14 protein-coding genes are annotated in these 12,293 nt (G+C 51.6%); 12 read left to right on the top strand and 2 right to left on the bottom strand.

What is annotated here, in order from left to right; genetic code table 11:
• The first annotated feature begins 17 nt into the window (after positions 1–17).
• The 4 genes from DW915_RS13095 (at position 18) to DW915_RS13075 (ending at position 4,631) form a co-directional block, all read left to right on the top strand.
• The gene (locus DW915_RS13095; protein ID WP_243030486.1) at positions 18–1,136 is read left to right on the top strand and encodes a M20/M25/M40 family metallo-hydrolase; all 1,119 of its coding nucleotides are present in this window, start codon (positions 18–20) and stop codon (positions 1,134–1,136) included.
• Positions 1,137–1,495: 359 nt separating this feature from the next.
• Positions 1,496–2,470 (top strand): 1-aminocyclopropane-1-carboxylate deaminase/D-cysteine desulfhydrase, encoded by a 975-nt coding sequence (locus DW915_RS13085; RefSeq protein ID WP_117813666.1) that lies wholly within the window; start codon positions 1,496–1,498, stop codon positions 2,468–2,470.
• Positions 2,467–3,414 carry a glycosyltransferase family 2 protein gene (locus DW915_RS13080; RefSeq protein ID WP_118600713.1) on the top strand — a complete coding sequence of 316 codons (948 nt, stop codon included), beginning with the start codon at positions 2,467–2,469 and terminating at the stop codon, positions 3,412–3,414. The genes DW915_RS13085 and DW915_RS13080 overlap by 4 nt, the downstream gene beginning before the upstream one ends.
• Entirely contained in the window at positions 3,411–4,631 is a 1,221-nt protein-coding gene (locus DW915_RS13075) for an ATP-binding protein (protein ID WP_118742255.1), read from the top strand. The genes DW915_RS13080 and DW915_RS13075 overlap by 4 nt, the downstream gene beginning before the upstream one ends.
• 95 nt (positions 4,632–4,726) lie before the next feature.
• Here DW915_RS13075 and DW915_RS13070 read toward each other — a convergent pair whose 3' ends face one another.
• Positions 4,727–5,140, bottom strand: coding sequence for a hypothetical protein (locus DW915_RS13070; protein WP_243033838.1), 414 nt, complete (start codon positions 5,138–5,140; stop codon positions 4,727–4,729).
• 45 nt (positions 5,141–5,185) lie between these two features.
• Positions 5,186–5,413: a hypothetical protein gene (locus tag DW915_RS13065; RefSeq protein ID WP_022462090.1), complete on the bottom strand. Its 228-nt coding sequence runs from the start codon at positions 5,411–5,413 to the stop codon at positions 5,186–5,188.
• 150 nt (positions 5,414–5,563) lie between these two features.
• Here DW915_RS13065 and DW915_RS13060 point away from each other — a divergent pair, with 150 nt between their 5' ends.
• The 8 genes from DW915_RS13060 to DW915_RS13025 all read left to right on the top strand — a co-directional run bounded on the left by DW915_RS13060 (position 5,564) and on the right by DW915_RS13025 (position 12,228).
• Positions 5,564–6,019 (top strand): putative ABC transporter permease, encoded by a 456-nt coding sequence (locus tag DW915_RS13060; RefSeq protein WP_158581063.1) that lies wholly within the window; start codon positions 5,564–5,566, stop codon positions 6,017–6,019.
• A gap of 28 nt (positions 6,020–6,047) precedes the next feature.
• Positions 6,048–7,997 carry a fructose-bisphosphatase class III gene (locus DW915_RS13055; RefSeq protein WP_055227271.1) on the top strand — a complete coding sequence of 650 codons (1,950 nt, stop codon included), beginning with the start codon at positions 6,048–6,050 and terminating at the stop codon, positions 7,995–7,997.
• A 100-nt stretch (positions 7,998–8,097) separates the two neighbouring features.
• Positions 8,098–9,147, top strand: coding sequence for an L-threonylcarbamoyladenylate synthase (locus tag DW915_RS13050; protein WP_022462093.1), 1,050 nt, complete (start codon positions 8,098–8,100; stop codon positions 9,145–9,147).
• A gap of 2 nt (positions 9,148–9,149) precedes the next feature.
• Positions 9,150–9,608 (top strand): arsenate reductase/protein-tyrosine-phosphatase family protein, encoded by a 459-nt coding sequence (locus DW915_RS13045; protein ID WP_055218690.1) that lies wholly within the window; start codon positions 9,150–9,152, stop codon positions 9,606–9,608.
• Positions 9,605–10,048, top strand: a complete 444-nt coding sequence (gene rpiB / locus DW915_RS13040) for a ribose 5-phosphate isomerase B (RefSeq protein ID WP_055218692.1) — start codon at positions 9,605–9,607, stop codon at positions 10,046–10,048. Before DW915_RS13045 ends, rpiB begins: the two co-directional genes overlap by 4 nt.
• 24 nt (positions 10,049–10,072) lie before the next feature.
• A complete protein-coding gene (gene upp / locus DW915_RS13035; RefSeq protein ID WP_022462095.1) occupies positions 10,073–10,702 on the top strand; it encodes a uracil phosphoribosyltransferase in 630 nt (209 codons plus the stop codon).
• 43 nt (positions 10,703–10,745) lie between these two features.
• Positions 10,746–11,234, top strand: a complete 489-nt coding sequence (locus DW915_RS13030) for a deoxycytidylate deaminase (RefSeq protein ID WP_022462096.1) — start codon at positions 10,746–10,748, stop codon at positions 11,232–11,234.
• A gap of 94 nt (positions 11,235–11,328) precedes the next feature.
• Entirely contained in the window at positions 11,329–12,228 is a 900-nt protein-coding gene (locus DW915_RS13025) for an AraC family transcriptional regulator (RefSeq protein ID WP_055264852.1), read from the top strand.
• Positions 12,229–12,293 lie beyond the last annotated feature (65 nt).

The raw sequence follows: 12,293 nt of genomic DNA, 5'->3' as shown, positions 1-12,293 counted from the left end.
GAGCAGGAGAAAAGATTATGATAGATGAGAAAAGAATTGCTGATTTTTTTGCGGAGCTGGTATCTATCGATTCGCCGTCCTTAGAGGAGCGCGAGATGGCGGACACCTTAAAAATAAAATTCGCCGAAATCGGGGTTACGTTTACAGAAGATCATACGCAGGAGCAGACCGGCTCCAATGCGGGCAATCTGTTCGCGCGCATTCCGGGCAGCCTTGCAGGAGCCCCGGTTCTCTTTGCGGCCCACATGGACACTGTTGAGCCTGCAAAAGGAAAAAAAGCCGTCTCCCATGAGGATGGAACCGTAACGAGCGACGGCACGACAGTTCTTGGCGCCGACGACCTCGCCGGTGTGACAGTCATCTATGAAGCTGTCCGCCACCTCATCGAGACCAAAACACCGCACCGCCCGATCGAAATTCTGATCTCGGTCGGTGAGGAGCTGTACTGCAAAGGCGCAAATGCCTTCGACTACAGCCAGGTGCAGGCAAAAGAAGCATACGTTCTGGATTTAAGCGGCGCGATCGGTGCAGCCGCCTACGCGGCACCGACACTCGTTTCCTTCGCGGCGAAAATCCAGGGAAAAGCCGCCCACGCCGGTTTCCACCCGGAGGACGGCATCAACAGCATCCAGGCGGCCGCCCACGCAATCGCACAGCTTCCGCAGGGCCACGTGGATGAAAGCACCACTGCCAACATCGGAAAAATCGGCGGCGGCTCCGGTACCAACATCGTTTCGGAAAGCTGCGTGATCGAAGGCGAAATTCGAAGCCTGAACCACGAGACGGCGATGGAGCTTCTGGAAACATATCACAGAACCTTCCAGCAGGAAGCAGAGAAGATTGGTGCGAAGCTGGTCTGGGAAGAAAAGCTGAATATCCATGCGTATGAGACGCCGCTGACAAGCGATGCCGCAAGGCATTACGAGAGCGCCGTTGCAGAAGAAGGCCTGACCGCTGCATTCGAAAAAACTTTCGGCGGCAGCGACAACAACGTCTTTGCACAGCACGGCATCGAAGGGCTTGTCATCGCAACCTCGATGAATCAGGTACACAGCTGCGCCGAGTACACAAAAATCCCGGAGATAGCCCAGGTGGCGCGGATTGTGGCCAATCTTGCCGCACCGCAGGAAGCCTGAACAGATCCTGGACGAAAAAACAGAATACGTAAAAAATCCCCAAAGCCCGCCGGCAGATGTGAAAACAAAAACCGGCGGGCTTTTCCTGTTTCCGGCACGGCTTGCCACGCAGAGAAAAATAGTCTATAATAGGGAAAAGCTTCCGGTGCATGCCGGAATTTAACACCAGTAGACAAGAAGTCCCCTGCTTCTAAAGCGGTGGGATGAATTGTTAAAAGAAACATAACGGCAGTGGCGGGCGGAGAAAAATCGGTATCCTCCACTGACATGAGGCAAGTCACAGTCGAACTATTTTCGGCATGTCAGACTCCGTGAAAATACCGACTGTGAGTTGAAACAAGAATAAAAGAGGAGAAACAATGATACAGACACCAATTCAGAAACTGGAATTTCCAAACGACAGAGGCGTCCGCCTGTACTGCAAGCGGGAGGATCTTCTTCCGTTTTCCTTAGGCGGAAACAAAGTCCGCATCGGACGTGCTTTTTTCCAGGATATGCAGGAGAAAAACAAAGACTGCATGATCATCTACGGAAACAGCAGATCCAACCTCTGCCGCGTGCTGGCCAATCTGTGCTGTGCCGAGAAAATTCCATGCTATATGATCTGTTCTTCTGAAGAAAACGAAGAACACCCGATCGAAACCAACAACAGCCGTCTGATGAAATGGCTCGGAGCCGAAGTCATTCCGTGCAGAAAAACAGAGATTGCGCAGACGGTCGAAAAGACCATGCAACGTCTGACGGAGCAGGGATATCAGCCGTATTATATTTTCGGCGACAAATTCGGAAACGGAAATGAAGGAACACCGGTGCAGGCTTATGTGGATGGCTACCGTGAGATTTTGGAGTGGGAGAGAGAACAGAACGTTTCCTTTTCTCATATCTTTGCAGCATCCGGGACCGGCTCCACGCAGAGTGGTCTGGTGAGCGGAAAACTGATCGAACAGGGAAGCGAGCAGATTATCGGTCTTTCTATTTCATCCCGTGAGTACGACCGCGCGATCCGCATTATGGAGAGCGGGATTTCGGACTATTTTCAGAAGAAGCATCTTTTGCTGCCGGAAGGATGGGAGCAGGAACTGTACCTGGAAATGGGATACCGCCAGGGCGGATACGGTCAGTACGATGAGCGTATTCTGCAGGTGATCCGGGAAGAGTTCTGCCGGAACGGACTTCCGCTGGATCCAACCTATACCGGAAAAGCATTCTGGGGAATGAAGCAGTATATCGAGGAACATGACCTGCAAAACTGTGATGTGCTTTTTATTCACACAGGAGGAACGCCGCTGTTCTATGACTGCATTCTGAACGATACCGATGGAGGAATGAAATGAAACGGATTTCAATTGTCATCCCATGCTACAATTCCGAAGCAACGATTCGGAAGGTTGTAGAGATGGTGATGGAAGAATTCAAAAAAATGGACGGATATGACTGTGAATTTGTCCTGGTAAACGATGGATCTCCAAAAGATGATACGTATGGAGAGATCAAAAAGCTGGGAGAACAGTATAAAAATGTCAAAGGAATCAATCTGCTGCGCAATTTTGGCCAGCATAATGCGCTGATGGCCGCACTCCACTACACGGAGGGAGATTTTATTCTTGGTATGGATGATGATATGCAGACACATCCATCGCAGATCAGCAAACTGATCCATAAAATGGAAGAAGGATATGATCTGGTTTACGGATATTATCCGAAACGAAAAAATTCCTTCCTGAAAAATATCACAAGTAAATTAAACGAAGTCTCATCACGGATTCTTCTCGGGCGCCCTAAAAATATTGTTTCCAGCAACTTCTGGATGATCACCCGTCAGATCAAGGAAGAAGTGGTCAAATACGACAGCTTTAATCCATATATTGATGGGATTTTTTACCGTACAACGCACAAAATCGGGAATGTGGAGGTGGAGCACTTCAAACGTGCGGTGGGAACCTCCAACTATACGTTAAAGAAGCTGATCAAATTATGGCTCGCCTACTGGAACTATTCGGTGATCCCCCTTCGGGTGTCTTCCGTACTCGGTGGAATTTCCGCAGCGGGCGGTTTTCTGGCAGCCATTATCATTGCAATCCGAAAGCTCATCGATCCGAATGTGATGGTTGGATGGTCCTCCACAATCTGTACGATTGTTGTTTTTTCCGGACTGATTTTGATGGTGCTCGGCATTATCGGAGAGTATCTCGGAAAAATGATTCTGATTCTGAACCGCACGCCGCAGTATATTGTGCGGGAAACCATTAACGTATCTGATGAGGAAGAAAAAAAGTGAAAAAAATCATGATTTTAGGTGCCGGTATTTACCAGGTGCCGCTGATCCGGACTGCACGCAGAATGGGTCTTTACACAATCGTAGTGAGTATTCCCGGCGATTATCCGGGGTTTGCACTTGCAGATAAAATTTATGAACTGAATACGCGGGATAAAGAAGCGATTCTTGCGGCGGCGGAAAAAGAACAGATCGACGGAATCTGTACATCGGGAACCGATGTGGCCGTCAGCACAATCGGCTATGTCTGTGAAAAGATGCATCTGTCCGGCATTCCGTATGAGGCGGCGGAAATTCTGACCGATAAGGCAAAGATGAAAGACGCATTCCGGCAGGGCGGCGTTTCCGCGGCAGACGGGATGCGGGTAAGAAGCGCAGAGGAGGCACAAAAAGCCGCAGAACAGCTTGGATACCCGGTTGTCGTAAAACGGGTGGACAGTTCAGGAAGCCGCGGAATTACCGTGGTGGAGCATTCCAGACAGATCGAAGAAGCGTATGAAAATGCGAGAAACGGTTCGGCAAGAGATTATGTGCTGGTTGAAAAATTCCTCCGCGGAACGGAGATCGGCGTGGATGGATTTGTGCAGAACCACAAACTGGTCTTTCTGGCACCGCACATGAAATTTGTATACCGCGGTGCACACACGACCGTTCCGGTCGGCCATGCATTTCCGTATGGATGCAGCGGGGCACTGCGGGAAGAAATTGCCCGCCAGATGCAGCTGGCCGTCACCGCATCCGGTGCCGATCAGTGCTCCGTCAATGCGGATGTCTTTGTGGACGGAGAGAAGGTCTGGATCATTGAAATGGGCGGAAGAACCGGAGCAACCTGCATTCCGGAACTGATTTCAACGTATTACGGATTTGATTTTTATGAGCAGATGATCAAAAGCGCCCTCGGGGAAGAAACGGATTTTCAGCAGACGGAAAGCTGCCCGTGCATGGCAAAACTGCTGCTGAGTCCGGTAAGCGGAACCATCACACAAATCGACCGGGATCAGGTCGAACGTCTGCGTCAGGAAGGGCTGGAGCTTGTCCTGGATTATCCGGAGGGGCATGAAGTTTCTGCCATGGCAGATGGAACTGACCGGATCGGCCATGTGATTGTAAAGACTGACCGGGAAGCGGAACTGGATGAGCAGATGAAGCGGGTGTACCGCTGTATCTGGATTGATGGAAAAAATCTGGAGACAATCTGGGAAGAGAAAACAGCAAAATAAAAAACCCGGAATCTTTTCAAGACCTCAGAAGAGGAGCGAAAGGATTCCGGGTTTTGCGTTGCCAGGCATATCAATATCCGGTGGACCAATTTTGATTACACTGTTTTTACAGGCTTCATCATCATCCGATAGTAGACTGGAATCAGCAGTGCAATTGCACCGAACCAGGCAAGCGGGCTTGCGATGCAGACGGCAGTGTAGCCTAAGAAGCGTGACAGCCAGACGGTAGCAGCAAGACGCATCACAAGCTCGACCATGCATGCGGCAAACGGTGCGCGTCCGTTCTGCATACTCTGAATCGAGGTGCGGTAGACGGCGAGAAGGCCGAGCAGGAAGTAGAACGGCGCTTCGATCGTCAGGAATGCATCGGAGTAATGGTAAGAATCCGTGATTTCGCTCGAAAAGCTTGGTGAGCAAGTGCATCTGTCCCGCGAGGTCTGCTGCCGCCTCTTCCGGAAAATGACGGGAAAGACGGTGACGCAGTATCTCGAGGAATACCGTGCGTCCAAAAGCCTGCCGCTCGTCGAAAGCGGCTTTTTGCCACGAAAAATATGTTACATCTGTTTGATTGCCTGCAGCATTTCAAGATCCGAAGCAGTCACCTTGATATTGGAAACCATTGTTCGCCCGTCCGGCTTTTTCACCGTGACTTCGAGAATCGTTCCCTCTTCGATCTGGGAGGATGCGAGATCGCCCATGAATTTTACGAACTTCGGGTGGTTTTGGGCGAAACGGTCTCTTAGATTTTTTAATTCTATTAACTTCATTGGGTTAAATGCCATTCTTTTTTCTGTCCTTTCTATTCAAAACTTCTTTCGAAACATGAAAGTATTGTAACATGGAAAAGAAAAAATGCAAGCGGATAAAAAGAGAAAAGACAGAGATACTGGGAATAAGAGAAAAGATTCTCAATTAGAATGGGAGAAAAACGAATGAAAGCGAAGAAGTATCTGCTGTTTTTTCTTTTGGGCTACTGCATTTATATTGCCATCGAAGTCACCTACCGCGGTTACAGCTTCCGCCTGATGGGCATTGCCGGAGGACTGTCCCTTGCAGGAATCGGAATGCTGGAAGCCGCCGGGCTGCGCCGCTTTCCGCTGGCGTTTCAGATGATGGTATCCGCCGTCCTGATTACGGCCATTGAACTGTATTCGGGGATGTTTTCCCTGAGGGTGCTGCATTACCGCATGTGGGACTATAGTACGCTGCCGTTTTCCTTCTGCGATGGGCTGATCTGCCCGTGGTTTTTCGGGATCTGGTATCTGCTCTCGGCAGTGGGAATTTTTCTCACAGATTATGTGAGCTATTATATTTTCCACGAGGGGACGCACCCGATGTATCGAAAGAAGAAAAAGGGTTGTGCCGAGGGTGAGTTCGTTATAAAATAAGAAAAAACAACCCAGGCAGGAGGTCCTCATGGAAAACGAAAAAAATTATCTGGAATATCTCGCAGAATTGTACCCGACCATCGAAAAAGCAGCGACCGAAATCATCAATCTGCAGTCCGTTATCAACCTTCCCAAAGGCACGGAGCATTTCCTTTCGGATATTCATGGCGAATACGAAGCCTTTTCTCATGTACTCCGCAACGGTTCCGGTGCCGTGCGAAAGAAGATTGACGATGTCTTCGGCCACACGCTCGGTATTTCGGAAAAACGTGCGCTTGCAACCCTTATCTATTACCCGAGAGAGCGCCTGGAGATGGAGAAAAAGCAGCAGGAGGATATCGATGACTGGTACAAGGTCATGCTGTACCGCCTGATCGACGTCTGCAAAATCGTTTCTTCCAAATACACCCGTGCCAAAGTGCGGAAAGCCCTGCCGGCGGATTATGGCTATATCATCGAGGAGCTGATCACCGAAAAGCCGGAGGTGCTCGATAAAGAAGCATACTACGAGGCGATCATCCAGACCATCCTCGAAATCGGCAGCGCCGAAAACTTCATCATCGCCGTGGCAGAGCTGATTCAGCGGCTCGTTGTTGATCATCTCCACATCATCGGCGACATCTTTGACCGCGGTCCGGAGCCGTATAAAATCATGGACTGCCTGATGAATTACCATTCCCTCGATATCCAGTGGGGCAACCACGATGTGCTCTGGATGGGCGCTGCGACCGGCCAGCCGGCGTGCGTGGCCAGCACGATCCGCATCTGCCTCCACTATGGCAATCTCGATGTGCTGGAGGACGGCTACGGCATCAATATGCTTCCGCTTGCCACCTTTGCTCTCGAGACGTACGGCGATGATCCGTGCGAATGCTTTGCCGCAAAAGGCGGCGAGGACAGCGGAAATTCCCAGCAGATGCTGGAACGCCGCATGCACAAGGCCATCACCGTGATGCAGTTAAAGCTCGAGAACCGTCTGATCCGTGAAAACCCGGAATACGGCATGGAAAACCGCCGTCTGCTGGAACAGATCGATTACCAGAACGGAACGGTGACGATTGGGGAGAAAACGTATGCTCTGCGCGACAAGAGCTTTCCGACGATCGACCCGGCGCATCCGGACGAGCTGACAGAAAAAGAGGCAGAAGTGCTCGATAAGCTGATCTTCGCCTTCCGAAACAGCGAAAAACTGCAGGCGCACGTCGATTTCCTGCTCAAAAAAGGAAGCCTCTACCGCGTCTACAATGGAAATCTGCTGTACCACGGCTGCATGCCGATGAATGAGGACGGCACCTTAAAAGAGGTACAGGTCGACGGAAAGAAATACAAGGGAAAAGCACTGTACGATATCCTCGAGCACAACGTGCGCCGCGCATTTGTAAGCCGCGATCCGAAAAAACGGGAGCAGGGCCGCAATACGCTGTGGTATCTGTGGACCGCGCCGAATTCCCCGCTGTACGGCCGCGACAAGATGACAACATTTGAGCGGTATTTCCTCGCAGAAAAAGAGACCTGGACCGAGGTGAAAAACGCGTATTACCGCCTGATCGAGAAAGAGGAGACGGCGGACCGGATCTTACAGGAGTTCGGGCTTGCCGGTGAAAATGTACATATTATCAACGGCCACGTCCCGGTACACCAGAGTGCCGGTGAAAGCCCGGTCAAATGCGGCGGCAAGGTGCTGATCATCGACGGCGGCTTCTGCAGGGCGTACCACAAAGAAACCGGCATCGCGGGTTACACGCTGATTTACAACTCGTACGGCCTCAGCCTCACCGCGCACGAGCCGTTTGAATCGACGGAAAAAGCAATCCAGGAGGAGAAGGATATTGTCTCCCGCCAGGTGGCGGTGCGGTACAACATGAAGCGCCAGTTAGTCGGCGATACGGATCAGGGACGGCAGATCCGGCAGCGCATCCGTGAATTAAAGGAACTGATCGAGGCGTACCGCACGGCTCAGTTAAAAGAGCTTCTTTAAATCAAGGGTTTTCAACTGCGCCGGAAAATGGTATAATCAAAACAGTGTGCGCAGATGGAAACACTGTGCGCTGGAACAGATGGAAAGAAGGAAGAAACATATGAGGGCATGGATTGCCAGGATGACAGAAGATAACATAGATCAGAGCGCGATCGAAAAAGCAGGAGAGATTCTGAAAAACGGCGGTCTGGCGGCATTCCCGACCGAGACCGTATATGGTCTTGGCGGAAATGCGCTGGATGCCAAAGCTTCCGAGAAAATTTATGCGGCAAAGGGCCGTCCGTCGGACAACCCGCTGATCGTCCACATCGGAAGAATGGAGGACCTCGAAACCGTAGCGGCAAACGTGCCGGAGAGTGCACGCAAACTGGCAGCCGCATGCTGGCCGGGACCGCTGACGATGATTTTTGAGAAAACAAATGCCGTTCCGCTCGAGACGACGGGAGGCCTTACCTCCGTAGCCGTGCGCTATCCGAGCAACAAAGTGGCAAACGCACTGATCTTAGCCGGAGGCGGCTTCATCGCAGCGCCGAGCGCCAATACATCAGGCCGGCCGAGTCCGACGAAAGCCGAGCATGTGATCGAGGACCTTGGGGACAAAATTGACTGTATCATCGACGGAGGAGACGCCGAGATCGGCCTCGAATCCACTATCGTCGATTTTACAGAGGAGATTCCGACGATTCTCCGCCCGGGCTATTACAACAAAGAGATGCTGGAAAAAGTGCTTGGAACCGTGCGTGTCGATCCGGGAATCCTTGCGGAGGACAGCCATGTGCGTCCGAAGGCACCGGGCATGCGCTACAAACATTATGCGCCGAAGGCAGACCTTACGATTATCCAGGGCGAGATGGAACGGGTGATTCCGGAAATCAACCGCCTTGCCGCAGAACAGGAAAAGGCAGGAAAGAAAGTGGGCGTAATCTGCACCGATGAGACACGGGAGCAGTACACCACAGGAGATATCAAGAGCATCGGGCTGCGCGCCGAAGATGAGACGATCGCGCATCACCTGTTTGCGATTCTGCGCGACTTCGATGAGGACGGCGTGGAAGTGATTTATTCCGAGGCTTTCGACACCCCGCGTATGGGGCAGGCGATCATGAACCGCCTGTTAAAAGCCGCAGGCCACAAAGTAGCAGAGGTATAACAGTGAAACATTACAGCAGGATTTTATTTGTGGACGCGGACGATACCGCGCGCGCACCGATGGCGAAGGCGATTCTGCAGAGCAAAGAGCTTCCGTGGCCGATGGAAATTGGTTCCCGCGGGCTTGTCGTTCTGTTTCCGCAGCCGGTCAACCAGAAGGTAGAGGCAGTGCTTGCGCGCAACGGGCTTTCGGCCAAAGACCACACGACCACACCGCTTACCGCGGAGGACATCAACGACGACACGCTGCTTCTTGTGATGGAGGACAGTCAGAGGGAAAAGATCCGTGAGGACTTCCCGGATGCGCCCCATCTGCAAACGATCGCCGGATTTCTGCGGCTGGCAGGAGACATCCCCGCCCTTTACGGGGAACCGCTTACCGAATACGGAAAATGTTATGAAGCGCTGGAATTCCTGATTGAAGGTGTTCTTGCGCGGCTGAAAGAGGAGGAAGAACAATGATAGCTTTAGGATGCGACCACGGCGGATATGAGCTGATGCAGGAGGTAAAAGCATATCTGGACAAACAGGGACTGGAATATCAGGACTTCGGATGCTACAGCAACGAGGCAGTTGATTATCCGGTTTACGCCAGAAAAGTAGGCCATGCGATCCAGAACGGAACGTGTGATAAGGGAATCCTGATCTGCGGAACCGGAATCGGCATTTCTATCACGGCAAACAAAATGGAAGGAATCCGTGCAGCACTCTGCACCGACTGCTTCTGCGCAGAGGCAACCCGCCTGCACAACGATGCCAACGTACTGGCGATGGGAGGACGCGTTGTAGGCCCTGGCCTTGCAATCAAAATCGTAGAAACCTTCCTGAACACTCCATTTTCCGGAGAAGAGCGTCACGAACGCCGTATTCACTTGATTGAGCATGAAGGAGAAAATGAATAAATTTTAAACAAAGGAGAAGGGAAAATGGCAAGAACAGTCATCATGGATCACCCACTGATCCAGCACAAAATCGGTATTATCAGAAAGAAAGACACAAGCTCCAAGGAGTTCCGCGAGATGATCAGCGAGATTGCAATGCTGATGTGCTACGAGGCAACCAGAGAGCTGCCGCTCACAGACGTTGAAATTGAAACCCCGATCTGCAAAACAACCGTAAAAGAGCTCGAAGGAAAGAAAATGGCAGTTGTGCCGATCCTCCGTGCCGGTCTTGGTATGGTAGAAGGTATGCTGGCTATGATTCCGGCAGCAAAAATCGGACACATCGGTCTGTACCGTGATCCGGAAACCCTGGCACCGGTTGAGTATTACTGCAAACTTCCGTCAGACATCGCAAGCCGTGAAGTATTTGTAACCGACCCGATGCTGGCAACCGGCGGTTCTGCAACGGCAGCCATCACCATGCTGAAAGAAAAAGGCGCAAAGAAGATCCACTTCATGTGCATCATCGCATCTCCGGAAGGAATCGAGAAAATGCATGAGGTTCACCCGGATGTCGATGTTTTCGTCGGAGCACTGGATGACCATCTGAACGAGCACGGCTACATTGTACCAGGCCTCGGCGATGCCGGAGACCGTATCTTCGGTACGAAATAAGAGCGGAAGCAAAGTACGTTAAGAAAACACGGGGGAAATGGGTATGAGCGATAAACGAGAGGATTATATTTCCTGGGATGAATATTTCATGGCAGTTGCCCAGCTTGCCGGTATGCGCTCGAAGGATCCGCACACACAGGTGGGAGCCTGCATTGTGAGCGAGGACAACAAGATTCTGTCCATGGGATACAACGGTTTCCCGAGAGGCTGCTCGGACGACGAGTTCCCGTGGGGAAAGACAAGTGAAAATCCGCTGGAAAACAAGTATCTTTACACAACGCACAGTGAACTGAACGCCATCCTGAATTACCGCGGCGGAAGCCTCGAGGGAGCCAAGCTGTATGTGACATTGTTCCCATGCAACGAGTGCTGCAAGGCGATTATCCAGGCGGGAATCAAAACGGTGATCTACGACTGCGACAAGTACGCGGACACCCCGTCCGTGATCGCATCGAAACGGATGATGAAGGCGTCCGGAGTCACTTTTCAGAAATACCACCGCACAGGGCGGGAAATTACCATGTCCCTGTAGCAGAAAAGATAATAGAAGGAGCGCGCCTGAACGAACAGAAAGTTCAGACGCGCTTCGTCTGTATACACGAAAAGACAAGAAACGGGAGGGCACCATGGAGAGCAATTTCGAATGGATTACGGCAAACGGGGATATCGGCATCCGCTTTTTCCACAGCATCGACGACGGCGGCTACAGCAACCCGCCGCACTGGCACAACGATCTGGAGATCATTTATCTTCTGGAAGGCCGTCTGAAAGTGCGTTTCGGTGACGGCGGCGAGCGGCAGATCGGGGCAGATGAACTTCTCGTCATCAACTCCGGCACGATCCATGCCGTGACAGCCTATCCGAATCAGGCCATCGTCCTGCAGGTTCCGTACGAGATGCTGCTGCAGTACATGGAGCGTTACGATCATCTTTACTTTGTTGTGGATGAAAGACCGGCCAGTGAGGCGGAAAAACAAAAACTCGCAGAATTCAAAGCAGTTCTCCGGGAGATGGACGAGGTGTACGGTGCGCAGAAAGAAGGGTATCAGTTAAAATTCGACAGCCTTCTTCTTGAAGCGCTGTACCGCTTACTGGTGGACTATGCGGTGCGGATCGGAAAAGAACACATTCCGCAGAATCAGAAGGCCGTACAGCAGATCCGCGAGGTCATGCGGTATATTGAGGAGCATTACGCCAAAAAGCTGACGGTGGCGCAGGTCGCGGAGCACTTTGGTTATACGCCGAATTATCTGTCGAAGCTTCTGAAACGGTACCTCGGTCTGACGGTCTACCAGTATCTGTATGAAATCCGGCTCGACCGGATCTGCCGCGACCTGCAGCATCCCGAGGCGCGGATCATGGAACTTCTGCCGAAACACGGCTGCGAAAACTACAAGTCGGTGTCGCGTCTGTTTAAGGAGCGGTACGGCTGCAGCATGAAGGAAATGCAGAAGCGGTATGAAAAGGAAAAAGGAGACCGCCCGATGGGCCAGTGGGTAAGAATCAGAAAAGCGGAAATGCCCTAATTTCCTGCCGAAAAAGGCACTAAACAAGAAGAAGAGAGCATGGTATAGTGGAAGCATGAAACAGC

Source organism: Blautia sp. AM42-2 (genome assembly GCF_003480245.1).
GTDB classification, from domain to species: Bacteria; Bacillota; Clostridia; order Lachnospirales; family Lachnospiraceae; genus Fusicatenibacter; species Fusicatenibacter saccharivorans.
Note: the sequence above shows the minus strand (reverse complement) of the source record. Positions and strands in the feature narration are given on the sequence as shown.

What these genes read in the sequence shown, in the direction of transcription:
- DW915_RS13095 (WP_243030486.1), top strand. Translation starts at nt 18, where the DNA reads ATGATAGATGAGAAAAGAATTGCTGATTTTTTTGCGGAGCTGGTATCT.
- DW915_RS13085 (WP_117813666.1), top strand. Translation starts at nt 1,496, where the DNA reads ATGATACAGACACCAATTCAGAAACTGGAATTTCCAAACGACAGAGGC.
- DW915_RS13080 (WP_118600713.1), top strand. Translation starts at nt 2,467, where the DNA reads ATGAAACGGATTTCAATTGTCATCCCATGCTACAATTCCGAAGCAACG.
- DW915_RS13065 (WP_022462090.1), bottom strand. Translation starts at nt 5,413, where the DNA reads ATGGCATTTAACCCAATGAAGTTAATAGAATTAAAAAATCTAAGAGAC.
- DW915_RS13060 (WP_158581063.1), top strand. Translation starts at nt 5,564, where the DNA reads ATGAAAGCGAAGAAGTATCTGCTGTTTTTTCTTTTGGGCTACTGCATT.
- DW915_RS13055 (WP_055227271.1), top strand. Translation starts at nt 6,048, where the DNA reads ATGGAAAACGAAAAAAATTATCTGGAATATCTCGCAGAATTGTACCCG.
- DW915_RS13050 (WP_022462093.1), top strand. Translation starts at nt 8,098, where the DNA reads ATGAGGGCATGGATTGCCAGGATGACAGAAGATAACATAGATCAGAGC.
- rpiB (WP_055218692.1), top strand. Translation starts at nt 9,605, where the DNA reads ATGATAGCTTTAGGATGCGACCACGGCGGATATGAGCTGATGCAGGAG.
- upp (WP_022462095.1), top strand. Translation starts at nt 10,073, where the DNA reads ATGGCAAGAACAGTCATCATGGATCACCCACTGATCCAGCACAAAATC.
- DW915_RS13030 (WP_022462096.1), top strand. Translation starts at nt 10,746, where the DNA reads ATGAGCGATAAACGAGAGGATTATATTTCCTGGGATGAATATTTCATG.
- DW915_RS13025 (WP_055264852.1), top strand. Translation starts at nt 11,329, where the DNA reads ATGGAGAGCAATTTCGAATGGATTACGGCAAACGGGGATATCGGCATC.